The 23,784-nt window shown below is 48.5% G+C and carries 20 protein-coding genes; 10 read left to right on the top strand and 10 right to left on the bottom strand.

Annotation, left to right across the window (positions count from 1 at the left end; genetic code table 11):
• Positions 1-380: 380 nt before the first annotated feature.
• The 3 genes from BTA35_RS07190 to BTA35_RS07180 all read right to left on the bottom strand — a co-directional run bounded on the left by BTA35_RS07190 (position 381) and on the right by BTA35_RS07180 (position 3,342).
• Positions 381-1,988 (bottom strand): glycerol-3-phosphate dehydrogenase/oxidase, encoded by a 1,608-nt coding sequence (locus BTA35_RS07190; RefSeq protein WP_078319130.1) that lies wholly within the window; start codon positions 1,986-1,988, stop codon positions 381-383.
• 116 nt (positions 1,989-2,104) lie between these two features.
• The gene (locus tag BTA35_RS07185; protein ID WP_078319129.1) at positions 2,105-2,875 is read right to left on the bottom strand and encodes a substrate-binding periplasmic protein; all 771 of its coding nucleotides are present in this window, start codon (positions 2,873-2,875) and stop codon (positions 2,105-2,107) included.
• A gap of 173 nt (positions 2,876-3,048) precedes the next feature.
• Positions 3,049-3,342 carry a hypothetical protein gene (locus BTA35_RS07180; protein WP_078319128.1) on the bottom strand — a complete coding sequence of 98 codons (294 nt, stop codon included), beginning with the start codon at positions 3,340-3,342 and terminating at the stop codon, positions 3,049-3,051.
• 259 nt (positions 3,343-3,601) lie between these two features.
• On the opposite strand from BTA35_RS07180, the gene BTA35_RS07175 reads away from it, so the two are divergent.
• On the top strand, positions 3,602-4,120 hold the full coding sequence (locus tag BTA35_RS07175; RefSeq protein ID WP_078319127.1) for a MarR family winged helix-turn-helix transcriptional regulator: 519 nt from the start codon (positions 3,602-3,604) through the stop codon (positions 4,118-4,120).
• Between the two features lie 267 nt (positions 4,121-4,387).
• Positions 4,388-6,532 (top strand): SLC26A/SulP transporter family protein, encoded by a 2,145-nt coding sequence (locus BTA35_RS07170; RefSeq protein WP_078319126.1) that lies wholly within the window; start codon positions 4,388-4,390, stop codon positions 6,530-6,532.
• 76 nt (positions 6,533-6,608) lie between these two features.
• On the opposite strand, the gene BTA35_RS07165 is transcribed toward BTA35_RS07170, so the two are convergent.
• The 7 genes from BTA35_RS07165 to BTA35_RS07140 all read right to left on the bottom strand — a co-directional run bounded on the left by BTA35_RS07165 (position 6,609) and on the right by BTA35_RS07140 (position 14,337).
• Positions 6,609-7,301, bottom strand: coding sequence for a DUF3540 domain-containing protein (locus tag BTA35_RS07165; protein ID WP_078319125.1), 693 nt, complete (start codon positions 7,299-7,301; stop codon positions 6,609-6,611).
• Between the two features lie 5 nt (positions 7,302-7,306).
• On the bottom strand, positions 7,307-7,468 hold the full coding sequence (locus BTA35_RS18835) for a PAAR domain-containing protein (protein ID WP_202931219.1): 162 nt from the start codon (positions 7,466-7,468) through the stop codon (positions 7,307-7,309).
• A gap of 4 nt (positions 7,469-7,472) precedes the next feature.
• Positions 7,473-7,718 (bottom strand): PAAR-like domain-containing protein, encoded by a 246-nt coding sequence (locus BTA35_RS18270; RefSeq protein WP_202931203.1) that lies wholly within the window; start codon positions 7,716-7,718, stop codon positions 7,473-7,475.
• Positions 7,719-7,781: 63 nt separating this feature from the next.
• Entirely contained in the window at positions 7,782-8,870 is a 1,089-nt protein-coding gene (locus BTA35_RS07155; RefSeq protein ID WP_078319124.1) for a pentapeptide repeat-containing protein, read from the bottom strand.
• A complete protein-coding gene (locus BTA35_RS07150; RefSeq protein WP_078319123.1) occupies positions 8,867-9,793 on the bottom strand; it encodes a pentapeptide repeat-containing protein in 927 nt (308 codons plus the stop codon). Before BTA35_RS07150 ends, BTA35_RS07155 begins: the two co-directional genes overlap by 4 nt.
• Positions 9,790-11,556, bottom strand: a complete 1,767-nt coding sequence (locus BTA35_RS07145) for a DUF2169 family type VI secretion system accessory protein (protein WP_078319122.1) — start codon at positions 11,554-11,556, stop codon at positions 9,790-9,792. The genes BTA35_RS07150 and BTA35_RS07145 overlap by 4 nt, the downstream gene beginning before the upstream one ends.
• A 3-nt stretch (positions 11,557-11,559) precedes the next feature.
• On the bottom strand, positions 11,560-14,337 hold the full coding sequence (locus BTA35_RS07140; protein WP_078319121.1) for a type VI secretion system tip protein TssI/VgrG: 2,778 nt from the start codon (positions 14,335-14,337) through the stop codon (positions 11,560-11,562).
• 341 nt (positions 14,338-14,678) lie between these two features.
• Between BTA35_RS07140 and tssB the strand changes: the two genes are divergently transcribed.
• The 8 genes from tssB to BTA35_RS07105 all read left to right on the top strand — a co-directional run bounded on the left by tssB (position 14,679) and on the right by BTA35_RS07105 (position 23,782).
• Positions 14,679-15,167: a type VI secretion system contractile sheath small subunit gene (gene tssB, locus BTA35_RS07135; RefSeq protein WP_078319120.1), complete on the top strand. Its 489-nt coding sequence runs from the start codon at positions 14,679-14,681 to the stop codon at positions 15,165-15,167.
• 10 nt (positions 15,168-15,177) lie between these two features.
• The gene (tssC, locus tag BTA35_RS07130) at positions 15,178-16,641 is read left to right on the top strand and encodes a type VI secretion system contractile sheath large subunit (protein ID WP_078319119.1); all 1,464 of its coding nucleotides are present in this window, start codon (positions 15,178-15,180) and stop codon (positions 16,639-16,641) included.
• A gap of 23 nt (positions 16,642-16,664) precedes the next feature.
• A complete protein-coding gene (gene tssD, locus BTA35_RS07125) occupies positions 16,665-17,183 on the top strand; it encodes a type VI secretion system tube protein TssD (RefSeq protein ID WP_078319118.1) in 519 nt (172 codons plus the stop codon).
• Positions 17,184-17,188: 5 nt separating this feature from the next.
• On the top strand, positions 17,189-18,013 hold the full coding sequence (gene tssJ / locus BTA35_RS07120; protein WP_078319117.1) for a type VI secretion system lipoprotein TssJ: 825 nt from the start codon (positions 17,189-17,191) through the stop codon (positions 18,011-18,013).
• A gap of 172 nt (positions 18,014-18,185) precedes the next feature.
• Complete coding sequence (gene tssK / locus BTA35_RS07115; RefSeq protein ID WP_078319116.1) at positions 18,186-19,580, top strand: type VI secretion system baseplate subunit TssK; 1,395 nt, start codon at positions 18,186-18,188, stop codon at positions 19,578-19,580.
• Positions 19,581-19,582: 2 nt separating this feature from the next.
• Complete coding sequence (locus BTA35_RS18440; RefSeq protein WP_238377516.1) at positions 19,583-19,903, top strand: hypothetical protein; 321 nt, start codon at positions 19,583-19,585, stop codon at positions 19,901-19,903.
• On the top strand, positions 19,786-20,259 hold the full coding sequence (locus BTA35_RS07110; RefSeq protein WP_238377528.1) for a DotU family type IV/VI secretion system protein: 474 nt from the start codon (positions 19,786-19,788) through the stop codon (positions 20,257-20,259). The genes BTA35_RS18440 and BTA35_RS07110 overlap by 118 nt, the downstream gene beginning before the upstream one ends.
• 37 nt (positions 20,260-20,296) lie before the next feature.
• Positions 20,297-23,782 (top strand): type VI secretion protein IcmF/TssM N-terminal domain-containing protein, encoded by a 3,486-nt coding sequence (locus BTA35_RS07105; RefSeq protein WP_078319114.1) that lies wholly within the window; start codon positions 20,297-20,299, stop codon positions 23,780-23,782.
• The last annotated feature ends 2 nt before the right edge of the window (positions 23,783-23,784 follow it).

Below are 23,784 nucleotides of genomic sequence, written 5' to 3'. Positions count from 1 at the left end.
GAAAGCCTTATAAATCAATTGATTAGAACGATTTGGGTAATAACTAATACCTCAGTGCCAAGTCTAAAGCAAGTCCATTTTTTTGGTGAGTTTCTTTCTGTCATAAAAAGAGTGCAAAACTGTCATTGTACGAGGATGTCAAGTGGTTTTCTGGGGATAAAGTGCTTTATTTGGCATCGTTAAGGCAGGTTTGCAAGACTGGGTTCAGGTTTTGAATAATGGAAAATTTTTGAGATCTGCAAGAACTTTTTGATGGATGAGGGTTCTTAATCAGTGCCAATCTTGCGTAAAGCAAGTTGATCTGATGACTTTCGTCACACTCATCAACCTTTTGGGAGCCTTTGGGCTCCCTTTTTTTCTGAACTCAAATGCCTGTCAGGCTACTTATAATCAGGTTGCTGGTATAAGTTGCGGTACGTTTGCTGATAGCGCAGCCATTCGTCTTCAAATGTTGTGTCATCCCAGTGCATATACTTTTGACATAATGTTTTAAGTTCATCTTTCATACTGGTGCCGCCATCCGCGTATAAAAGGCCGATTCTGGTGCGGCGGAGCAGTAAGTCATCCAAATGCTTTACCGCCAGATGGGCCAGTGCCCAGTGCAGTTCTGCTTTATAATACGGGGTTGCAGCCACCTTTTGCTCAGCCGGTATCATTTTGTTAAGAGGCAGGACATCTGCGCCATACATCTGGTGCAAAGCTTCCGGTATGAGTAAAAACTCACCCTGGTTATGACTGTTTGCACCAAGATCAGGCCAGGGCTTAGCCACCGGGGTCTGTGGGCGGAATGTCAGCTGATCAATGGCATCTTCGGCCATTTTCTGGAAAGTCGTAAGTTTCCCACCGCATAGATATAGCTGCCCATCCTGCCACCAGAGTTTATGCTCCCGGCGTTCATCAGACGGTGCTTTGTGTTCAGGGTTGCTATCGGGTTCTGAAAGCACAGGCCGAACACCAGACCAGACGCTCAGGCAATCTTTGGGAGTCAGCTTGCTGGCAGGAAAATAGTGATTGATCGCCTTAAACAGATAATCCTGTTCTTGTTGCTGCATTCTGATCGGCTCATCCATGTGCTCTTTGTGATCAAGGTCCGTGGTGCCAACCAGTGAGTGGCCCAGCCATGGAAGGGCAAACATGAGTCGACTGTCATCGGGATGGACCAGACAGACCCCCTTTTCTAATGGCAGTCGCTTTTGGGAAAATAAAAGATGGCTACCGCGTAGTGGCCGGATTTTTACCGGATCGTCATGGGGATCCGACGGGTGGGCGCGGGGAGATTGCGTCCAGGCTCCGGTAGCATGAATGACTTGTCGGGCGGAAAGGCTGAGCATGGGGTGATCTTCAGGGGAGATATCAATCTGAAATCCGCCAGACTGGTTACCCGACTCAAGCAGCTGGATCCGGTCTACCTTACAGTAATTGAAAGCTTTGCCACCATACTGTGCCGCTTCAAGTAAAACTCTGAGTGTCAGGCGGGCATCATCTGTGATGGCATCTTTAAATTGAGTAGCACCATAGCACTGCTGGCTGCGCAGGCTTGGTGCCGCTTTTTGAATATCGGCAGCGCTCAGCCCTTTATGATACTTTTTCCCCGCCAGCAGGTCATAAAGCCACATCAGAGCGCGAAATTTAAAGCGTCCCGGAAGGTGGTTGCGGTAGTGGGGCATGACCAGTGGCAGATGTTCAACCAAACCTGGTAATTGCTGGCACAGATGTTCTCTTGCCTGAACGGCATTTCGGGTCAGACTCAGTTGACCTGTTGCCAAATAACGGATGCCACCGTGCACCAGTTTGCTGGACTGGCTTGACGAACCGGACGCGAAATCATTCTTTTCCAGGAGTAGCGCCCTGTATCCTCTGCGGCTGGCCTCGAATAATAAGCCCGCCCCAGATATACCTCCGCCAATAATAATGATATCCCACTCTTTATCCGCCAGATGGTGTAAGGCTTCAGTCCGCCCTTTTACTAACCAATGTTCTGGAAGCATAAATAGAACTCCTTGTATTGACGCTGTTTACTAAATAATCTGACGGTCTTGCTGCTTTGTTACAGAGTGGCACAGCCTATGTGGACTGGGTAGCGGGTTTTGGTTGTATGTATGTGTTAATTTTGTTGAAAAAATAGCGATGAATCAATCTGGTCGGATGAGTCGTAGCGATCAGTAATAATTTTATTCAGCTCGCCACTCTTTTTGAGACTGCGGATAGCCTGGTTAAACTCATCTCTGACCCTGTATCCCTGGGGTGTGTTTCTGAAGATAAAAAAAACTGGTTCGCGGCTGATAGGGGTGCTGGGGTTGTAATGAATGTTACTGGCTCCGCTTTGCTCCAGAGCCTTAATACCGGAGTAATGTTCTACAAGAAATACGTCGATCCTTTTTGCCTGAAGCTTCAGGAAATTTATCTTATCGCTTTTAGCGTACTGAGGGGGGAGCCTGATGTTGTTAAGGATGCTGCCATAGTTATAGCCTGCAGTGAGGCCTAATGATTTGCCACTCAGTTGAGACAGGTCCGATGGGATGGCCTCTTCCTTACGGACAAAGGCAAAAATTTCTTTGTAGAATACAGTGTCAGAACGAATGTGCTCTCCTTTGATGCTGGTTTCAAGGCCGGGGAAATAAACCTCTGCCTGCCCGTTCTCGAAATAGAACTGGGCTCTCTTGGGGGGTTGGAGGGAGAGTTCCAGGTGGTAGTTTGTGAGTTCTTGAATGCGCCTGAGAAGCTGAGAGAAGGCTCCCTGATGTTGAGAGTCGATAAAGTGAGGTATGTAAAAGCTAACTAAATTCAGGCTGTTTTTCTGGGCGTTGTCTGCAAGGGTGTTGGCGGTGAATACTAGCGCGGCGGTCATGGTTAGTTTTTGAATAAAATGCTTCATATCATTGCCAACCTGAGTGAGGGTATGTGGTCAGCCTACCGTCAGGAAAAGTCAAATTAAACCCTTTATATGTAACTGTTTTGAATTTTCTGGTTTTAGTCTCTATGTGGAAAAAAGCGCCCGGGGTCAGGCCCGGGCGCTTTACTGGGAGCTGTAGACTATGGAAATTTTGGTTAATGGCCGTCGTTACTGCCGTCAACGGATTCCGTTTCAATGCTGATATCGACAATATTGCTGGCCCCGGGGCGTAAGGTAATAATGCCGTATTCAGTCAGGCTGTCAGCTTCATCTTCAGCGCTGCCAACTTCTAGTGTCAATGAGGGGCCTTGAAGGTGATCCGGAGATAAAAGTAGTGTTGCAGGCAGGCCTTCATCCCATTCCAGGTGTAGCTCGCTGATATTGTTCAGCTCAATTGTTTCGCCGTCAGCTGTTACAGCGGTTATACGGGGACGTTGATTATTGGGCACGTGGATGCTCCTGTTTTCTGGAGAGAGGCTATCGGGGATCGGTATCAGACCAAGATATAGAAAGTGTGGAGCATAGCAGATTTTCCAGGCACTGAAATCCTTCAGTTCTAACACCTTGTTATGCTGATCGGGTATAGATTTTATGATGAGTTGCTTTGAAGGGAAGATTAATACGACTATAATAAACGCTTCCTGATGCGACCAAAGTCTTACTTTCGCCTCGAACTAAACTCAGCTGACAATAAGAAACGAGAATTTGATGCAAGCGCCTGAGCATTTTGCAGATAAACCTGAACAGGATTTCAGGGATTCACCCGATCAGACTATCAGCTCTTCTTTGCAGCTTGAGCAGTATCTTCCATATCGCTTTAACCAGCTTGCAGATCAGATCAGTAGCAATCTGACTGCGGTCTATTCCTCTGAGTTTGGTGTTAGTTTGTCTGAGTGGCGTATTCTGGCCTTGCTGGGTCAGCAGGCTACAATGATCTCCACAGATATCAGCCATCGTACCAAAATGGATAAGGCAAAAGTTTCCCGGGCGGTACATAAACTGGGTCAGGAAGGTTGTCTGCATCGTGAGCGGGATGAGCAGGACCACAGAGTAAGTCATCTGAGCCTCACCCAGGCGGGTATTAAACTCTATAACTCCATTATTCCGAAAGCACTGGAATGGGAGAGTCGTTTGGTGGCTACCTTGGCAGAAGAGGAGCGTGTGCTACTGCACCGTCTGATGAATAAGCTGGATAGCCAGATGAGAGTGATTGCCGGAGAGAAATGAGCGGAAAATCTGACACGCCTGTTCTCTGAATATACTTCACTGGTTTATAAGAAAAATGATGTTAACAACGTAGTTTGCACCTGTTTTATGACAGCTTGCAGGCCGTTTGAAGATGAAAGTTTGCCCCAACAGGGAGCTTGATTTCAGGGGAGTCTGATTTCAGGTAAAGTATGTTATGGTCGCATGGAAAAGCACTATCCAATGTAACCTTTGGTTCTGACTCATTAAATACTCGCACGCTAATCTGGAATAAGAATTAGGGAACCCATGTTCACATCTGCAATGCGTAATCTCTCATCCGGAGTGATGTTAGGTCTGATAGGTACGGTACTTTCGTTATCGTTTGCATCCTTACTTTTTGGTGGCGGCAATTACAGTCAATTTCAGGCGGGTATTACAACACTGCTGATGACGGCTGTTATCGCAACACTTGCTATTGGCTTCTTTAGTTCCCGGGATGGCATGGCTGCGATCCCATTACCAAGTGCTGTGGCTATGACTGCAGCCCTTGTCGCAGAGCAAACGATAGCTCAGCAGGATATACGCCTGGTTATGATTTGCGGCACTTTACTGGCCGCTTTGGTGATGATTTTGTTGGGTCAGGCACGTTTGGGGCGCGTGATTCGGTATTTGCCTTTGCCTGTGCTGGCAGGCTTTCTTGCCGGGGTCGGTTGGCTGTTTTTCAGCGGTGGCGTTCGATTGGTTCAGCCGGAATTGCTCAGTCTTGATCTGGTACTTAACCCTTCTGTGTGGCTGGTTCTCTTTTTTGGTGGCTTACTTTTTTTTGCTCAGAAAAAGCTGGGCGGCTCTATGGTGTTGCCGACAGGTTTTCTGATTCTTATTTTCCTGTTTAATTTACTCGGTGCTGGCTTTCCTGAGTGGTCTGGTGGCTGGTTCTTCGATGGCCGGACACTCTCTTTCTGGTCTATGAACTGGCTGCCCAGATATGACCGCATTGGGGTCTCTGATGCGATTAATTTACCTTGGGGCGGAATTCTTACGCTGGCATTAATCAGCGTCTTTTCTATGCTGCTTCAGGCAACATCTCTTGAGCTGACGGTTGGGGATAGTATTGATCTGGATAGAGAGCTGAAAGTTGCATCGGGCGCTAATCTGCTGACGGGCTTGATGGGGGGCTCAGTAGCATCCTTGTCTTTAAGTCAGACCACTCTGAATCAACAAATGGGGGGGCAAGGTAAGGCTCCTGCCATTATTGCGGCTCTCATTCTGCTGCTCTTCTGCCTGGCCGGTAGTTCTGTATGGGCTTATTTGCCACTACCTGCGGTCGCTGTCGTATTGGTATATCAGGGGCTGATTTTTATGGATCAGTGGCTGTACCAATCCCGTAGTCGATTTGGAATGATGGATTATCAGATTATTGCTTTGATCTTCACCGTGATCATTCTGAGTGGTTTTTTACCCGCGGTGCTGTTGGGCACCCTGATTACGATCCTCATGTTTGTTCGCCAGTACAGCCGCCTGCGGGTCATCCATCACAATACAGACGCCACAACGTTACGTAGCCGTGTAGAGCGACCTTTACGTCATAAAAAGGCACTGGAGAAATATGGCAACAGGGTTCGGGTCGTACGCCTGAAGGGCTTTTTGTTCTTTGGTACGGCTTATACGTTACTGGAAGAGCTGAAGACAATGCTCCAGCCTCCGTGTGTTTTTATGATTCTTGATTTTTCGCGGGTCAGTGGCACGGATTCTTCAACTGCAAATGCGTTACTCAGGTTGCACCGGGCATGTGTTCAGAGAAATATTATTCTGATATTGACAGCGGTACCCTATGAGCTGAAGCAACTGCTGGAATCCTCTGATCTGAAGATGCTTGAGGATGGTGAAGAAGCCAAGCTCACAACCCGGGGCCTGATGGATACGGCAGGCTTATTTGTTAACTGGGATCGTGCTTTGGAGTGGTGTGAGAACGAACTCCTCAGTCGTTTGCCAACGAATGAGTCGGGTGAGTATACGCTGGAGTCTGTGCTCAAGGAGCGGTTAGATCTGCTGCCTTATGAGGTGGTACATCTTGTACGTTACTTTGAGCCTGTAGATGCTAAAGCCGGTGAAACCTTTATTAAGCAGGGTGATAAAGCCGATGCCCTTTACTTAATTACCAAGGGTAAAGTTGATATAGAGCTGGAGACGGGCGAAGAAAACCGGCAGCGCCTGAAAACCATGATGCCGGGAACCATTATTGGTGAAATGGGCGTTTATACGGGAGGTATCCGCACTGCTTCTGCCACGGCTGTAGTGGACACTCAGCTTATGCGGCTGACCGCTAAATCCCTACAGGATATGGAATCCCATAATCAGCTTATGGCTGTTCGTCTGCACCGTTTTGTGGTGATGCTTCTGACTCAGCGCCTAAGTGATTCGAATAAGGTTCTTGAAGAACTGTTCGATTAATCCGGGCTCTGTGCCCAGCAAAAAAATGCCGCTTCATCGCAAGCGGCATTTTTGTTTGCTATTTCAGTAAAGCGCTTTAGCCCATATGGATTCGCTTACCATCCACCTGTACATCTTTACGGGCTTTTATGATCGTATGCTCAGCCCGAAGCGAAGCGGTCTTGTTGACCTGCTGGATAAGGCTGCCTGCCTTTTGTACATCCTGCTCTTCAACTTTTCTGTCGCTGCGTTTGAAACGTTGTCTGAACGTGCTGGCCCTCTGTTCCGCCCAATCGCTGATCCATGATAGCTTTGTGAAACGACCTTTAAATTCTGATATCTGCGCGACCAGATCAAGTATCCGTACTCTGCTTTTCAGTGCTGCCAAACTGAAGTCTGCAGCGGTTACCGACGTTTTTCCGACGCTGTTAATGGCGATCTCTTCATGGCTTTCCAGTGATATTTTTTTACCGCTTTTTAGCTCAACGCCCTGGGGAAAGCTCTGCTTGGCAGGGCTTGGGTTCTGGCGGGTGAGAATATCTGTGACAAAGTAGCCCGCATCAACATCGGCCAGAAGAACAGTGTCACCCTCTTCCGGCTGGGTGTGGCAGCTGAATGCGACCTGGGCCTTAATCACTCCGATGGGCGTATTCAGCATCAGTCGGGCGGCATTATCTGAAGAAACGGTGATAACATCTGCTGTCATCAGCTTATGGCCATGCAGTAAAACCGGATGAGCTGCTGGGCTGGCCTTGTGTTCTGCCGAACGGTTTTCTGAGTATATTGACATCTTGATTACCCCATAAGCATAACTTTAGATTGCGCCGGTTTAATGGTAACTCCCGGTGGGCCGTTCTGAGGCGCCCCATTCTGACCGGTCATTGCACTGAGTTTAGTCGCTGGCTGGCCCTGAATCATAACCTTCATACTGCCCAGCATATGGCGGCATTCGCTCATGATCTTACTGGAGATAAGACCACCGGCGACACCTGGCGTATCCCCCCATGCTTAAGGGCACAAGGGTCTTCAGGGAGTGAGCGGGCATATTCATCATCATTACTTTGGTTGACGCTGTGCCGGGGTTCGCCATCATACTGTTGGCCTGATTCGGAAAGGGCATAGGTATGGGAGGTGCCGGAGGTGCAGGGACTTTACACACATCGGGCATCATCATGCTCATGGCACCCTGTTGACTGTTGGCGAACATATGGAATCCTTGCTGATATACCAATAAAGGTCTTCTGAATTTATTTTAACTGTTTTTGCTGTTTTAATGCTGTCTTGCCGAGGGTTTTTGCCATAACGCTGCCTTGAGTCTCTTTTCATCGGTCGGCAGGGCGTCCTGTTTATTACTACCGGTCCAGTCCGTATCTTCAACCTTTACATTATGGAGATTGCATCGTGTCAGTTCGCACCCGGTCAGTACCGCCTGATAAAGATTTGCGTTGCTAAGATCTGAATAGGTTAATACAGAGTTTGCAAGATCTGCTTGCTGCAGCTGCACATCCGACAGCTGACTCATCTCCAGTCGGCAGTTTTTTAACTGAGTCCGGTTCATCTGCGCATTTTGAAAACTTGCCTGATCAAGCTGACTATTATTGAGGGTCGCATCGTTCAGCTCGCACCCGGACATTAAAACCCCTGTTGCCTGAACCCCATTCATTTGAGCCTTGTTAAGCTTGCAACCTGAAAGGTTGGTTTGAACCAGGGTTGCGCCATCTGCCCTGATGTTATTCAGAATGCAATCCATAAACTGAGTCATAGACAGATCCCGCTTTGCAAAATCAACACCTGTAAGGTCTGCTTCAGCGATCAGGAGCTTTGCCAAACGCTCTTCGGTAAAAGGGAAGGGGTGCATCTTACACTGGTAAAGGCTAAGGCGTTCTGTCATCCCGTCTGTGCTGGAGCACTGGGTCAGGTCAGACTCGAAAAAGGTGGTATGCTCAAAATGGCAACCGGTGAATTGGCACTGTTCCAGGCTATTTTGCTCAAAGGATGCGTGCAGAAAATTGGTTTTATTGAACTGGGAGTGCAGCCATTCGCATGCCAGCCACTGGTTCTGCTTGAGATCGGATTCCGTAAACAGGCAGCGAGTGAACTCATTTTTCAGCCATTGGCTACTCTCAAAATCACAACGAATAAACTGGCTATCGCTAAATTGGCACGTGGCGAAAACACTTTCCCGCAGATCACACTGCTCAAAGCGACACTGCTCAAACCGGCAGTTGCTGAAACGGGCTACCGCGAGGTCGGTGCCTGAAAAGGTTTCTTTTTGGAAAACCCGGTCGAGGATCTCTTCATCAGATTTGATCTGGAACTGAAGCGCTTCAGTTAACTGCGTTACGGGAGCCGTTGTCATGAGGGTTGCCACTCTTCCAATTGCGTCTGATCAAGGTTTGATCTCTTAAACCCGGTTTTACCAAAAGTGGCTAGGTAAAAGTCTGCACTGTAAAGGTTGCAGGCTTCGAAATCGGTCGATCTCAGGTCCGCTTCCAGCCACAGGGTGTGGGTTAGCAGGCTGCCATAGAAATCCGCTGAGGAACAATCAGCCCTGACCCAGACACTTCGCTCGGCACTGATTCTGTTAAGTGAGGCTTCTGTTAACAGGCAGTCACTGAAGTTGACGCTGTGAAGCTCTGCTTCATCAAAACAGGATCTGCTTAGCCTTGCTTCAGCAAAGCTGGCATTCACCAGGTAAGCAGCGGTGAAGTTGGCCTCCTCCAGTTGACAGCCGGCAAGGAAACGGGCGTTTTCAAGGTTTGCTCGGAGGAACTGGCTCCGTTGCAGAGCGCAGCCCAACCAGCTGCATCTCGGAGAATAGAGCTCATGGTGAAGGGGCCCGTTCAGATGGCACTCCAGAAATGAGGCGTCGCTAAGATCACAATGCTCCGTTTGCCAGCTACTAAAATCAGTCTGACTGAAGTTTGCTCCGACAAAGGAGTCATGTGCATTTTTTACGCCGTTCAGCTGACACTCTATCCATTCGCAGGCTTGCCACTGGCTCTTTTGGCTTTGGCATTCTGACCACTGACAGCTGACAAACAAGCTGTTGCTAAATTGAGTTTGAGTAAAAGCACACGCCTTAAACTGACACTCGTTCCACTGACTACTGGCGAGCTGTATTTCAGATAAGGTACATTCATTAAAGTGGCAACGGGAGAAGCTCCAGCCTGAAAGGTCAAGCTGAGTCAGGTTAATCTGATCGAGTATGGCATTTTCAAGTATGCCTTCATCAAGCAGGGTATCGCTCTGGATCTGTTGGATAAACGCTTCAAGATTCATGATTTTCCGGATAAGCCTTTTAGCAGATTGATAATGGCCTTGGTGCCTATATCACTGGGCGGGTCTAATTCACTCTTATCCCCAGGATAAGCATCATAAAGTTGAGCTAATTCTTCGGACACCCGGTTGAGCTGATCTTCTACCAAAGGCTCCAGGGTCGTAAAGTCAGGGGATTGCCCGGGCTTGGCCAGTGCCCTGGCAATTTCGTTATCGATAGCCGCATTGCCACTTTCAGGAATAGCGCTGCTGTTGGCATCGGCTAGCTCTCCTGCACGATGAAGCTGCTCCTGCACCAAGGGGTCCGCTTCAGGGTTTTCAGGATCAGGGAGTGCCTGGTCGGGGAACAGCTGGGCTAACATCTGGTTTATCAATACTGGAATCTGGTCTGGCTCCGCCTGTATTAACTCATTGAGCTGCTGGTCCGTCAAACCCATCGCTTCAAATTGTGTTTTTAAGGCATCTGCAACGTGCTCCGCTTGGGCGGCGGTGATCTTATCCGCGACCATTGCGGGTTTACTTGTAGCGGGGGCTTCAGTATCTGCGGTTGTTGTGTCTTTTGAACCCTGGCCGCCCCCCGTTGATTTTGCGGCGGCCGCCGCCATTTTAGCGGCAAGCCCTCCTGCAGCGGCCAGTGCGGCTAGGGTCAACGTTCCGGGGCGTGCAATCTCAGTTTTTTCCGGTCCGGGTATTACCAGAGGGGTTAACGGCTCTTTAACCCGTGACGGGCGTAAAGGGCTGTAGTCAAGAATCTCTTCATCGGTAATGGTATCGCTGCGCCTGAGCTGCAGGTGGTTGGAAAAGTGTTGTAGGGTACGGTTTTCAGGTTGATTGATGGCAGAATATGAAGCCAGTAGTGCCGTTACTTCGCTGCCATCGATGGAGGCGATCTCAAGTTCTGCTCGGGCGATAACAACTTGCATGTTGATATCGGGCAATAATATCAGGGTGTCGGTCACCGCCTGATGCAGGGAGGCTTGGCCCTTTATTTCTGCCAGGAATTGCAACTGATAGTCCGGTGTCAGACCTTCAATTTTCCGATGATGAGGGTGCATATTCTCTAACAGGATCGGAGTATTGCCGGGTACATAGTGCTCAAACCACTGATCCTGCGCCGCCTGCATAAAGAAGTCCGGGTTAAGATCCTTTGCCAGAAAAGGCGCGTCATGTTCCTGCCATGCTGTGTCATAAGTCCCCCATAAGGTTTTCCGGGGCATCCAGTCAACGGAGGTGGCATTAAGCCCCGCCGGTGCAGGTTTCTGATGTTTTTTTACCAGCAGTTGGTCTGGGTATTCCAGCTGGGGCATCGGCGTGTCGCTTTCCAGAGGGTGGCCTTTGCCGATGGGATTCCGATCATCTTCTTTTCCGCCGAAACCCATCTCATAGGTCAGAGGGATTTGGGTAAAAGGTTCCGGGGTTGTGGGTGTCAGGATTTTACGCCAAAGACGTTCTCCGGTAACCATGAGTTCTTTTTTAATACTGCCAACCTGTAGCAGAACGTTATCGGAACTGATCGCAAAGCCGTCGGGAGCGTAGTAATTTCCGTAGACCAAAACCTCGCCACGGGGTTTGGGGTAGCCCAGGTCAAAACATTCCGCTTTAGGAATCACCTCCATAATGCCGTTCCAGGCATCCTGGGTGGAGTAGGGTTGATGGTTGTCGATGGGGGTTGCCAGCATCAGGCTGACAGTCAGTCTCTGTTTGCCCTTCCAAGCATAAGGAAGGGTTTGGATTGTCATTTCCGGCGGTGCGATCAGTTGCGTCATATATTAGCCCAATTGCACCATGCCGCTGGCGGAGACTTTAAGCATGCCCCCACCATTAACTTGTCCCAAGGCATTGGCTTTCATATTAATGGTAGCGCCTTGCAGGGTAAGAGCCGTGTTCGCTTTAGCCATAACCGTACCGCCCGTTAAGTTCGCTGTTGTCGTGCCTTTTAAACCAAGTATTGGGGCTTTGAAAATGGAAGGACCGGTAGTCCCTGTAGCGGTAATTACAGACCCTTTTAGATTAACAGCTGTTGCCGCAGATATGTCTGTTGTGGCACTTGTCGTCAAGGTGAATTTTGGAGTATTTATATTTGTTCCTGCCGGCAGTAGCTTGATTGTACTGGCCGGTGTCGCTGCCATTTCAAGTTTTGCGGCACCAAGATCTAACCAGGTGGTTTTCCCGGCTTTAGCTGCTGTAGATTGGGCTTCTAGGGCCGCTGATGTTGATAAGGCGTTACTAAGGGCGCTATCCCATGTTGCCCCAGTCGACCCTGGGGTGATCCCTGGAGAGTTAAAAAGGCAGATGCTTCCTAATGCTCCCGATCCAATATCGACACCGCTTGCACCGGTAATATCCTGTGAGGCATCCGACTTTGATAGCTGTGGGCCTTTGGTGACCTCAAAGCTAGGGCCCAGATTGACTGAGAATTTGCATCCCACATCAAACTCGAAATTTAAAACGGACAGGCTGGCTGAAGTATTGACACCGGTAACTTTAACCTCTGTTGTCGCTAATGTGGCTCCCCGGCTCACTTCATCCAGGCCGAAATAGACCTCTTCTTTGTTACCGGTTTGATAATCATAGGTATCACCAATGGTCTTGCTGATCAGGAGCTTATCCGGGTCGTATCCGGGTATTGAAAAGTAATCCAGGCCGAAGCTACCATCCCAGGTAGTTCGACCCTCGGTCTCAACATAGTTCACTTCATAGCCATTACCGTAGCCAAAGTCTTTAGAGCCACCAAATGTGTAGGTATTACCATCGGTCCAGGTGTATTGTTCGCCGCTTATGCGTACGAAGTGGTATTCACCGGTTCGCTCATCTTCAATTTTGTCACCGAGCTTTCCATTATCGTCCCCTTTTAGGAAGATATCGCCATCCAGTGTACTTTCATCAATTAAGTCATTTGCCTGATCAGAGGTGTTTAAGAGCCCTTCAGGGATCGCATCGGTTTTCTTACGGGTTGTCATTGTTATTTGAGAGCCGCTGACAACTTCCTGATAGAAGCCCCCTTCGGTCATCATCATAATACCGTTGGCTTTTACCGGGTTTGCTGCACCCAGATGTAGGTATGAGTTGCTGTTAGGGGAGAAAAGCTTAATCCTTTCGGAACCTGCCTCGTCCTCCATCTCAATAATGTTATTAGCAGCTGTCTTAATCTTGTTCTGTGTATGATTATCTTCCTGGACAATACTTGGCTTGGAGGCATTAGGGACAGCACCTGTGATCACCGGACGGTCAGGGTCGCCGCCGATAAAGCTCAGCAGGACTTCAGCACCTTTTAAGAGCGGGAAGTGCATGCCACTGTTATCACCGGCGTTGGGCTGAGGCATGGGAATCCACCAGGATGCCTGAGCGCCATCCCGACCTTTGCGATCAAAGGGAAGTACCACTTTGTAGCGGCCCCGGCTATCCAGATGAGCGTACTGGCCATCGCCTTCGGAATCGATAATCGCGTTCAGTACGCCATAAAAACGGGGCTTCTCCGTTCGCTGCTCCGGTCGGAACTGGATATCGGCGGCGATAGATTGAATCGTGTTACTGTAAGGTTGTTCGTGGGTCTGATGAATTTGGCTTAGATCAGGCGCATAGCCGTTATGGCTTACGGATATCGGCGTGTATTCGATATTGAGCTGCCCTAAGGGGTGCCCCTGGAGATGTATCGGGTGAGCCGGCGATATTTCAACATCCAGTGAACTGCCAAAAAAACGGGTTTTCTGCATAAGCAGTTCTTCGGCTCTGATATCCGCCAACTCTTTGGCTTCCTCGAGATCGAGAAGGTTATCACAATATCGAAAAACCTCTCCCATGCCTGAACTGTCAATCAGTGCTTTTGCAGATAGATCAACTGATGGTTGGTCATTATTGTAGTCTTTTACAATAACCTCCTTCGGAACTCTTTGTATATTCTTTGTCCACTGAAAAATAACAGGCATACCATCTGAATATGAATTACCTGTTACGGTTGAATATAATGCCTGGTATGAATCCTGGGGGTGCTGGTTGTTTTTATTGCAAAAAACAGCTTGGCTTTTTTGATCAAAATAAAAGTAAACGCCTTCTCTTTCAGTAATGCGTTTCAGGAATGTGTAGTGACTTTCACCAAATTGACAGCGGTAATCCCATTTTCTGTAACCGGATATAAGGCTCAGATCATATTCATCGGCAGTGAGCCCTGCCTCATCAAAAATTAGAGTTAATGTTTCAGATAATGTCAGCCCGAGGTAGACCTCATTGGTGGTGAATTGTGTCAGTAACCAAAGTCTGGGTACCAGGGTGGCCTGATAGAGATAGCCGTTCTCTGTCGCTTTCAGGTAGTTAAAATTCGATAAAATACCCTTAAATGAGCGTTTTTTTCCATAACTATCGATCTCTAACGTACAGTTGCCGTTAAGTAGATCTTCAGCATCCAGGTTTTCCGAGTAATTGATTAACTGGATGTCGAATTGGTATAGGTCACCTAATAATTCAGAGCCTGAAAACTGTAGTACCCGGAATTCATTATCCGCATAGTTGTCACATTTAAATGAGAAATTGACATCGGAAGAAAGACCCATAATTTAATACCTGTTTTATCTAATATTAAGATAATGAAAAAAAGAGAGTAATTATTCTAGTGTGTTGTTTGAGTTTTCCTGCATATAGGATAGTCGGTTTTTTCAAAGTGGAATTCCCTAGTACCCTACTCCTAAGTAGATGCTTTTAATTAGAAAAAAACACGTTTTTTTGAACTGCCTCATAAAAAATATAAAAATTTTATTTTGTAATTTACATTGTTTTTACTTTATCTTACAAAAGTAAATGCATTTTGGCCCTATGACGTTGTGCACTGCATTTGGTCGTCAGACATTTTTGGTGGTGCCAGGGCTTTTTCATACTAAACCCGGAGTAGTGACGGATGGCTAGCAAAAATTCAGGGTCGGTGGCGCCGAAGGAAAGAATCAATATTTCCTATCGCCCGGCTACTGGCGGTGCGAAAGAGCGTGTGGAGCTCCCCTTTAAAGTTCTGGTAATGGGGCAGTTTACCCCGGATCCAGATGAGGATGTGCTGGATGAACGTGCGACCAAGAATGTGAATCGGGCCAACTTTGATGAAGTGATGTCCGGTATGAACCTGAAACTGGATTTCTCAGTGCCGAACAAATTGAGTTCCGGTGGCGATGATGTTTCGGTGAGCCTTGATCCAAAAAGCCTTAAGGACTTAGAGCCGGATAATATTGTTCAGGCTGTACCGGAACTTCAGAAGGTTTTGCAGCTGCGCGAAGCTCTGAAAGCCCTGAAAGGGCCTCTGGGTAATACGCCTAAAATGCGCAAAACAATACAGTTGATGCTGGAAGATAAAGACTCCCGTAAGAAGCTGATGCAAGAACTCGGTCTGAAGAAATAGGGGCGAAGAGATGAGCGAAGAGACCCAGGTAAAAGAGCAAACTCAATCTCAGCCTCTGGTTGGTGAGATCCTTGAGTTCACCCGTCTGGCAGAAGAGGATGAAGGCTATGAGCTTGCCCGGCAGGGCGTTGAGGCGATGTTTTCTGAGCTGCTAACTCAGTCCGAACCGGTTGAGCGTGTTGATAAATCCTTAGTTGACCAAATGATCGAAGAGCTGGATCAACGGCTTGGGCAGCAGTTGGATGCTATTTTGCACAATGAGGAATTCCAGAAACTGGAGTCTGCATGGCGCGGACTGGCATTTTTGGTTAACCGGACAGACTTTAACGAAAACATCCGTATTGAATTACTGAATGTCGACAAGCACGAACTGCTTGAAGACTTTGAGGACGCTCCTGAGCTGAATCAAACCGCAATGTTCCAGAAAGTTTATACCGAAGAATATGGCCAGTTTGGTGGTGAGCCCTATGGGGTTCTGGTTGGTGGTTATGAATTCGGGCCTGGTGCACAGGATATTAAACTGCTTGAGAGCCTTTCCGGCTTAGCTGCCGTTACTCATGCGCCTTTCATTGGCTCAGTGGGCCCCTCTTTCTTTGGTCTGGATGAGTACGATGAACTGCCGGATCTGAAAGAGCTGGATTCACTGTTTGAGGGGCCTCAGTACCTTAAGTGGCGTGGCCTGCGTGATACTGATGACTCACGTAATATTGGTCTGACTTTGCCGCGCTTTATGGGACGCATGACATACGGTGAGAGTAAGCCCGTCAAGAGCTTTAGCTACAGCGAAGAAGTAGAGCAGAAATCTGACTATCTGTGGGTTAATGCGGCCTATGCTTATGCCACCCGTCTGGTCGATAGCTTTGCCCAATACCGTTGGTGCCCTAATATCATCGGGCCTCAGTCCGGTGGCGCCGTTACAGACCTGTCCGTTCATCTGATCGACCGGGATGGAACAAAATTTCTGAACGGGCCTGTGGAAACCTATATATCGGACAGAAAAGAATATGAGCTGTCGGACCTTGGGTTTATTCCGCTGACACAGCGTAAAAATGCTGATAATGCGACTTTTTTCTCTTCGAACTCTGTTCAACGACCTAAGCAGTTTGGTACTGAGCCTGATGAGCGTCAGGCTGAACTGAATTATCGTCTTGGCACTCAGCTTCCGTATCTGTTTATTGTTAACCGCCTGGCGCATTACATTAAAGTTCTGCAGCGTGAGAATCTGGGGAGTTGGAAAAGTCGTGCAGACCTTGAGGGCGAACTGAATCGCTGGGTCCGTCAATATGTTGCCGATCAGGAAAACCCGTCTCCGGCTACCCGAAGCCGACGGCCACTAAGGAAGGCTTTGGTTACTGTAACAGAAATTGACGGAGATGCGGGCTGGTATCAGGTTGGCCTGGAAGTTACGCCTCATTTCAAGTTCATGGGTGCGAACTTTACTCTGTCCCTTACCGGTCTGTTAGATCGCGTTTAATGCCTAAATAGAGGAATTAAGTCATGCCAAGTGAAATTTTTCTGACGATTGAAACAGAAGATGGTGAATCTCTGTCTGAAGGTTCTTCAACCGAGGATAGTATTGGTGCATTTGCCAAAACTGAACATGAAGATGAAATATTCGTAATCGCTTTTGATCATAAAGCAACGATTCCAACTGACCGGCTCAGTGGCCAGGTGATGGGGAATCGTAAGCATGAATACCTTGAGATACGAAAGCTTATTGATAAAAGTTCTCCTTTACTGTTTCAGTGTATCGCTGAACCGAAGGCTCTGACGTGTACTCTGGAGTTTTTCCGTCCAGCGGATACAGGTAGTGACGGGCAGCCGGTGCATTACTACACCATTGAGCTGGAAGGGGCGAAGATCGTTTCTATCCGTACCTGCTCACCCAATATGCTGGACCCTGATAACGATGGCTTCCCGGCTTTTGAAGAGGTTCGCTTTACCTATAACAGCATCACATGGAGTCATGAGATAGCCTCCAGTACTGCTATTGATAACTGGGCTGGTGCAGAGTAGTTATCGTGACTGATGTTGTTTCTTTACGCCCGGAGAGGCACTGCTCCTCTGCAGCGATATCCCGCATATCAACTGCAGTTGGATTGCCTCTACTGGGCTTAAAAGCGGCAAAATGGCTGATGCCATTTTGCTTGCTTTTTTTATCTGCCTGCACCGTTTGTCCGCCGTCCAGGGATAACTGGAGTGGGGACATACCGGCCCAGCCTGAAGAGCAGAGCATTAATATTGAGCAAGCTTCTGATAACAGCAAAGAAGGGCTCTGGTCATGGCAGGACGGTCCAGGTCGGTGGCTTTATAGCGCCAGAGAGAAACCGGATGCACCTGGTAATCAATGGGTCTATGAGCCTAATGCTATTGTTCTGCGTGTGAATGCTGCTGATCAATTAAATAGCTATATGGGACAGCCCCATACACTGAGTTTGAAAGTGATTCAGTTAACCAATCCGGCGATTGTTTCTGAGTTACGACAAAGTCCTTTTGGCCTGTCTGATCTGATGGCAGCGAAAGGTAAAGACCTGTCGGCCAATATTGTCCGGGAGGATATTCTGGTTGTTGCGCCAGGCAGTACCCGCCAACTGGTTTTAGATCGGGAGCAGGGTGTCCGTTATCTGGCCTTAGTGGCAGGTTATTTTGAGATGGAAAGCAAGAAAAGTGTTCGCATTATTCCTATTCCATCTGTACAGGCTCGGATTCTGCCCTGTTATGACACAACACCCTGGCCGTTTGGGGAGCCGCCACCACCTCAGCCTGATGATCTGCCTGCGCGTCTGAAATTATGGCTGGATATGTCCTCTTCAGAAATTGAGGAATTACAGGTACAGGCATATTAAGAAAGATCAGATGACGCATTCGGATATGCATGCAGAAGCGGAGATACCGAGTTTGGGCACCATCCGGAAACTGCAAACGTTGTTAACCGATCAATGCTCTGTTGATTACTTGCTCTGACAGGCACCGCTGTCGGCAAAAGACGGATACGAAAGGATATAGGCAGGATTTACTTTGAATACGAATAAACCTCTGTACTGGCACCAAGGGCTGTTTCTACAGCCAAACCATTTTCAGTATCAGGATGCATATAACGAGTTTATCCAGTCGGTTATCCGTAGAACGGTTGCTCCTTTGGCATGGGGGGTCGCTTCAGCCAAGGTTGATACCACTAACCTGGATGCTGGTCAGATCGGATTTTCTCAGCTTAGGGTGCTATTTCAGGATGGCACTCTTTTCTCCTTCCCTGAAAACGCACGTTTGGCGAGCCGCCTGTTTGACGGGCCTGCCTGGGATGATCGCAATAAACCTCTGCGTATCTATCTCGGGGTTAAAAAAAGAAATGAAGAGCCTTTGGTGCAGCGTGAAATTTCCGGCGCATCTGATAATACAATGAATAGCCGTTTTGTTATTGATAGTCAGAGTGCCACGCTGAGCAATCGATATGAGCAAGCGGAACGGGTTGAAGCTCAAGTGCTTTCTCTTGAGGGAAAACTGTGGTTCGAATCAGAGCTGGATCAGGCTGTGGGCTACGACCTGATTCCCGTTGCCCAGCTGATTCGTGCAGGAGATCAGGTCAAACCTGACGAAAATTTTATTGCTCCCTGCATCACGATGCGTGGGGATTCTAATCTTGTTGAATTGCTGCGTAGTATTCGTGAAGAGGTTTTGTCCAGAACCCGCCAGCTAGAAGAATATAAGCAACCGGCAACCAGTTATACGGTTTCGGAGTTTAACCCCCGGCAAATGCGTTATCGGCTGGCACTGCAGGTAATGGTGCGTTACGTACAGTCATTAACCCATATTTTGGAAATTCCCGATTTGCCACCGGAGCGTGCTTATACCTGTCTACGGGAGTTAACGGCTGAGCTGTCTGTCTTTACCCCTTTATCAAGTGCGACCTGCGAGATAGCCCCGGAAAATATTGTTTTGCCTGCTTATAACCATCTTAAGCTTGGCGATTGTTTCTCTGTGGCCCATACGCTTATCCATCGTCTGCTAAACGAGATCACGATCTCATCTGAAGCTATGGTGAGTTTTGAGCGGCTCGATAATGCAAGCTTCCGAGGTGTGCTTGATAGTGAGATGCGCGAGCGTAAAGGAACCTACTTCCTTATTTTGCGCACTGTGCAGTCACAGGACACCTGGCTAGAAGATTTCCGCCGGTACTCGAAGCTTGGGGCTGAAAGCCAGGTTGCACTTTATCAGGCAAGAGCACTTCCGGGCATTGGCAAACATTTGCTGAACAGCCGCCCGGAGGGGTTACCCAGCCGCCCGAATTCCCACTATTTTAGCCTGGATGTAACATCGAGCCTTTGGCATAGCGTTGAGAGTGATGCCTGTCTGAGTCTGATTTGGCCCGGCGCACCGGAAGATTTGAAAGTAGAGCTGGTCTCACTTAGGGGGTAACCATGCACCTGATTGATAGTTTTGTAGATGTACTGGTTTACGTCCAGCAGCAGAAAGCACTGATTGACTCTGGTGTTCAACCGGATTTTGAAGAGGTTCGGCTTAATGTTGAGCGTCTTTTAACAGAGAAATCCACCCTTTATCTGGAAGGGGGGGGTATCAATCTGAGCACTATGACGAAGCCCGCTTTGCGGTTGTCGCATTTATTGATGAGGCACTACTGGACAATGCATGGAAAGACTCAGGCCGTTGGGCAGCAGACCTGTTGCAACGTAATTATTACCGTACGGCATCTGCTGGTATTGAGTTCTTTGATCGATTAGCAGACCTTAACATGATTGATCCTGCTCACCGGGATATCCGGGAAGTCTATTATTACTGTATGGCTTTGGGGTTCAGTGGTCGCTTCTTTGAGCGTTCTGAGCGCTCAGTTCTTGAGCGCATCCGCCTTGATACCTATCAGCTTCTGATGGCGGGGCAGACAAGCCGCTTAAACGATGATGCAGAGTTGTTATCGCCTGAGGCCTACCCTGAGATCAGTCAGCGAAATACTGAAGTAAAAACCGGGCGTTGGACACCTTTTATTTTTGGTGTTCCTGTTCTGGTTCTGGTTATTACCTATGTGGCGATGAAACTTGATGTTGTCAGCATGGCCAACCACCTGGTTTCCCTGATCTGATCAGGGTTGTTGCGGACTTAGAATAAGAAGACGGATCGTGAAAACATTTCTTCGAGTACTATTTTATCTGCTGATCTGGCTGGTGATCTTTGCGATTACCATAGGGTTGGGTTTATTCCTTGGCTTTACTCCCCAGGAAGGTGCCATCGCAGCGGTAGGTATTTTTCTGCTCTGGCTGACTTACCGGCTAATAAAGCGCGTGCTGATTCGTCTTCACGCCAAAGGCCGTATTAAGCAACTGATACGCTTGGGGCGGAAGGATGAGGCGCAGGAGCAGCTGAAAGCTGATACCTCTGGCCTGGAACGCCGCTTTACCTATGCTATGCGTTTTCTGAAGCGTAGCCCGAACACGCATGCCTCCGACCCTGTTTATCAGCTGCCATGGTCCGTGATGCTTCCTGCCAGAAGTCATGATGCTGAGCGTTTGATTAATGCTGGTCAGCTGGTTCTGCCTTCGGGCCATAAAGAGATCTTTACAGGGGAAGACTGCCAGACAGAGTGGTGGTTACACAATGAAGGGGTTGTTCTGCAGACCCCGCCAGGTATCTGCGCCAGTGGTGGAGCACTGAACCCGGAGTGGGGGCGATTGCTTGAGTTGCTAGCCTCCCGTCGGCCTGCAGAGCCTATTAGCCATGTTTTGTTGACCGTTTCTCTGGCAGAGCTGGCCGCTAAAAATGAAGATGAGCTGTATCAGCAGGGTATGATTCTACGTGAGCGATTGGATCAGGTGATCCAGACTCTTAAGGTGAATGCTCCGGTTTATTTGGTTTTTAATGACCTGGAACATTTTGCCGGTGGCCGCTCTCTTTTGCAGCACCTGCCCGAGCAGATACGAGCCCAGGCTTTGGGTCATCATTTCCCTCAGGAAGGTGATCAGCTTGAAACAGAGACTCGTGTTAATACGGCTCTTGATGGTCTTGCAGAGCAATTGAAGCAGCTGAACCTTGAGTTGATGGGGCGTGGTATTGTTGATGATGCCATTATGTTATTGCCCTCTGAGTTGGAGCAGTTGCGCTCCGGTATTCGTGCCTTCTCGAAAGGGGTCTTCCAGAACAGTGTCTTCCAGGCATCGCCTCATTTACGGGGGGTATACTGGATGGGCGCTGAGGATACAGCCTCTGACAATGATTCATCTGTTGGTGCCGGTCTTTTTGTTAAGGATTTCTTTACTGAAATACTGCCCCGGGACCGGGGAATCGTGAATAAGATTCCCGCTGCTGTTCGTGCAGAGCGCTGGGTCAGAAATCTTTGGTTCACCGGCTTTGCGTCTATTACCGCACTGCTCTGGGTTGCTCTTATATATACCTATACCGGCGATAAGGGCTTTTTAGAGTCCCTTGAGCAAACATTTGCCGGTCAGATTGTCCAGCGGAGCGACCTCGGTGGAAATATTGAAAATGGCGAGCAACTGGTTGTACTGATTCAATCTCTTGAGCAGCACAGTTTTTTTCCATGGATTGATGATTCAACCACTGAACCTTTGTTTGTGAGCAAACTTAAGGCGATTTACGTTGACCGGGTCTGGAATGATCTGGTTATGCCTGTAGATCGTCGAATCGAGCGCTCTTTGAATAAAGCTTTATTCGATAACAAGCTGCCGCCGGATGAGGCTGCCCAGGAGATTGCTCGCTACGTTGGTATTCTTGTTAGGGAGATCAATATTCTGCAGGACTTCCTGGCAGGTAAAGATATGGATGCCCTTTCAGCTTTGCCTCCGCTTTATCAGGCTGATGACCAGCTTTTACATCAGGAGCTGGCTGAGTCTGAGTTTGACAGTCTTAACCGTTTGTATTTGCAGATGCTTTACTGGGCAACGTCTACCGATAGCTATGAGTCGACTCTCCAACGTAAGCAGCGGCTTCTGAAACGTATTCTTGCAGACCATCCGGATAATTTGAACTGGTTAGTCAACTGGGGGAATACTGCGGGAAAGTCCAATGAGGTCAGGCTAGCAGACTTTTGGCAAGGAAGTGTGCCCCTGGACCGTAATATTCAAGTTGCTCCGGCATTTACGTTAGCCGGTAAAGCGATGATCGATGATTTTATTGATCAAATCCTGGCCACGGATCAGGCTGCAGAACGTATTAACGCTCTTATACCGGGTTTTCAGGAGAGTTATCGCAAGCGTTATCTCGACGCCTGGCGGCAGTTTGCTCTGAACTTTTATAAAGGCACAGATGCGCTTTCCGGCCATCTTGACTGGCAAAGTGCTGTTGATACCCAGGCTACAGGAAGAAACCCCTTTTTCAATCTTCTCAACCGAATGGCGGAAGAGCTTGGCCCCTATGAAGTCATGGAGGATAAGCCGGATTGGCTGTTCATGGTCTTCTACTATAAGCAGATGGCGACATATGCTCCTGCGGATAAAACGGACTCAGGCGGTAATGGGGCTCTTGCAAAGCTGGCACTCAAGGTTGTTGGTAAAGCAGGGGCGGCGGGTAAAGCGGTAGCTAAGGCGGGTAAGACAGCACTAAAAACCCAGAAAAAACTCAATAAAGGGAAAAAAGGCGGGGGAGGCTCGCCTTCTGATGAGGAGCGGCTTGCGGTTCTTGAGCAGGCTGGTGCTCTTCTGGGGGAATATAAGCAGTTGATCGAGTCGATAGTTTTTAATTCCGGTATTCGCTCTACATCGTTCAGCTCTATATCCGGCCTGTACGCAAGCCCTGATAACCCGTCACAGGGAGAGACTGCCCTGGCGCAGACCTATGCCCGTATAAAGACACTGCAAGGGATGCTAGGCAAGAGGAGCCGCCAGAATGAGGCTTTTTGGGCTGTTTTTGCTGGCCCGATTCATTTATTCCGGGATTATATGACACAGGAGGCTGCCTGTGAGCTTCAGGAACGTTGGGAAAATAATTTCCTTGCAGGTATGCAGGGCGTCCCTGCTTATAAAAGAACGAGCTTTCTTTACGGTGAGGGCGGGCATCTCTGGAGTTTCAAGGATGCTCAGCTGACGCCTTATGTTAAACCTAAGTTCGGCGCAGGCTTTGTTCCTGTTCTTGCATCCGGTAAGGCCTTCCCCATGGACACAGCGCTGCTTGAGTACCTGGCCCGTGGGGACGATTTTCGGAAACAGCAGCAAAGCCGCTACACGGTTATTGTGAAATCCCGGCCTACTTCAGCAAACCCTGAGGCGCAATATTTACCTCGAAGAACGGTATTGGAAATGCAGTGCGAGCTGGGTCCTACCCGGCTGGAAAACCTTAACTACGCCCAGGATCGGGCCTTTGTTTGGGATCAGACCTGCGCTGATACAACGCTTCTGATTAATATTGGCCGTTATACTTTGGAAAAACGCTACCCCGGCCCTCAGGGGTTCGCTCGATTTTTAAAAGATTTCCAGAGTGGGCAGCGACGTTTTGTCCCGGATGACTTCCCAATTATGCGGGATCGTCTGCTCGATTATAAGGTGTCTTATATCGATGTTCGCTACGAGTTCCGCGGTTATAAACCTGTTATCAAAACGTTGGCAGCATCAGATCTTAAGCCGCCACGCCATATTGCTGCATGCTGGAGCTCATAGAA

Source organism: Oceanospirillum linum, from assembly GCF_001995095.2.
GTDB classification, from domain to species: Bacteria; Pseudomonadota; Gammaproteobacteria; order Pseudomonadales; family Halomonadaceae; genus Oceanospirillum; species Oceanospirillum linum.
The sequence above is the reverse complement of the archived record's forward strand: the minus strand, read 5'-3'. Positions and strand labels throughout refer to the sequence as shown.

What these genes read in the sequence shown, in the direction of transcription:
- tssC (WP_078319119.1), top strand. Translation starts at nt 15,178, where the DNA reads ATGAGCGAAGAGACCCAGGTAAAAGAGCAAACTCAATCTCAGCCTCTG.
- BTA35_RS07165 (WP_078319125.1), bottom strand. Translation starts at nt 7,301, where the DNA reads ATGTCAATATACTCAGAAAACCGTTCGGCAGAACACAAGGCCAGCCCA.
- tssB (WP_078319120.1), top strand. Translation starts at nt 14,679, where the DNA reads ATGGCTAGCAAAAATTCAGGGTCGGTGGCGCCGAAGGAAAGAATCAAT.
- BTA35_RS18440 (WP_238377516.1), top strand. Translation starts at nt 19,583, where the DNA reads ATGCACCTGATTGATAGTTTTGTAGATGTACTGGTTTACGTCCAGCAG.
- BTA35_RS07170 (WP_078319126.1), top strand. Translation starts at nt 4,388, where the DNA reads ATGTTCACATCTGCAATGCGTAATCTCTCATCCGGAGTGATGTTAGGT.
- BTA35_RS07185 (WP_078319129.1), bottom strand. Translation starts at nt 2,875, where the DNA reads ATGAAGCATTTTATTCAAAAACTAACCATGACCGCCGCGCTAGTATTC.
- BTA35_RS07150 (WP_078319123.1), bottom strand. Translation starts at nt 9,793, where the DNA reads ATGAATCTTGAAGCGTTTATCCAACAGATCCAGAGCGATACCCTGCTT.
- BTA35_RS07145 (WP_078319122.1), bottom strand. Translation starts at nt 11,556, where the DNA reads ATGACGCAACTGATCGCACCGCCGGAAATGACAATCCAAACCCTTCCT.
- BTA35_RS18270 (WP_202931203.1), bottom strand. Translation starts at nt 7,718, where the DNA reads ATGTTCGCCAACAGTCAACAGGGTGCCATGAGCATGATGATGCCCGAT.
- BTA35_RS07175 (WP_078319127.1), top strand. Translation starts at nt 3,602, where the DNA reads ATGCAAGCGCCTGAGCATTTTGCAGATAAACCTGAACAGGATTTCAGG.
- BTA35_RS07155 (WP_078319124.1), bottom strand. Translation starts at nt 8,870, where the DNA reads ATGACAACGGCTCCCGTAACGCAGTTAACTGAAGCGCTTCAGTTCCAG.
- BTA35_RS07190 (WP_078319130.1), bottom strand. Translation starts at nt 1,988, where the DNA reads ATGCTTCCAGAACATTGGTTAGTAAAAGGGCGGACTGAAGCCTTACAC.
- BTA35_RS18835 (WP_202931219.1), bottom strand. Translation starts at nt 7,468, where the DNA reads ATGAGCGAATGCCGCCATATGCTGGGCAGTATGAAGGTTATGATTCAG.
- BTA35_RS07140 (WP_078319121.1), bottom strand. Translation starts at nt 14,337, where the DNA reads ATGGGTCTTTCTTCCGATGTCAATTTCTCATTTAAATGTGACAACTAT.
- tssD (WP_078319118.1), top strand. Translation starts at nt 16,665, where the DNA reads ATGCCAAGTGAAATTTTTCTGACGATTGAAACAGAAGATGGTGAATCT.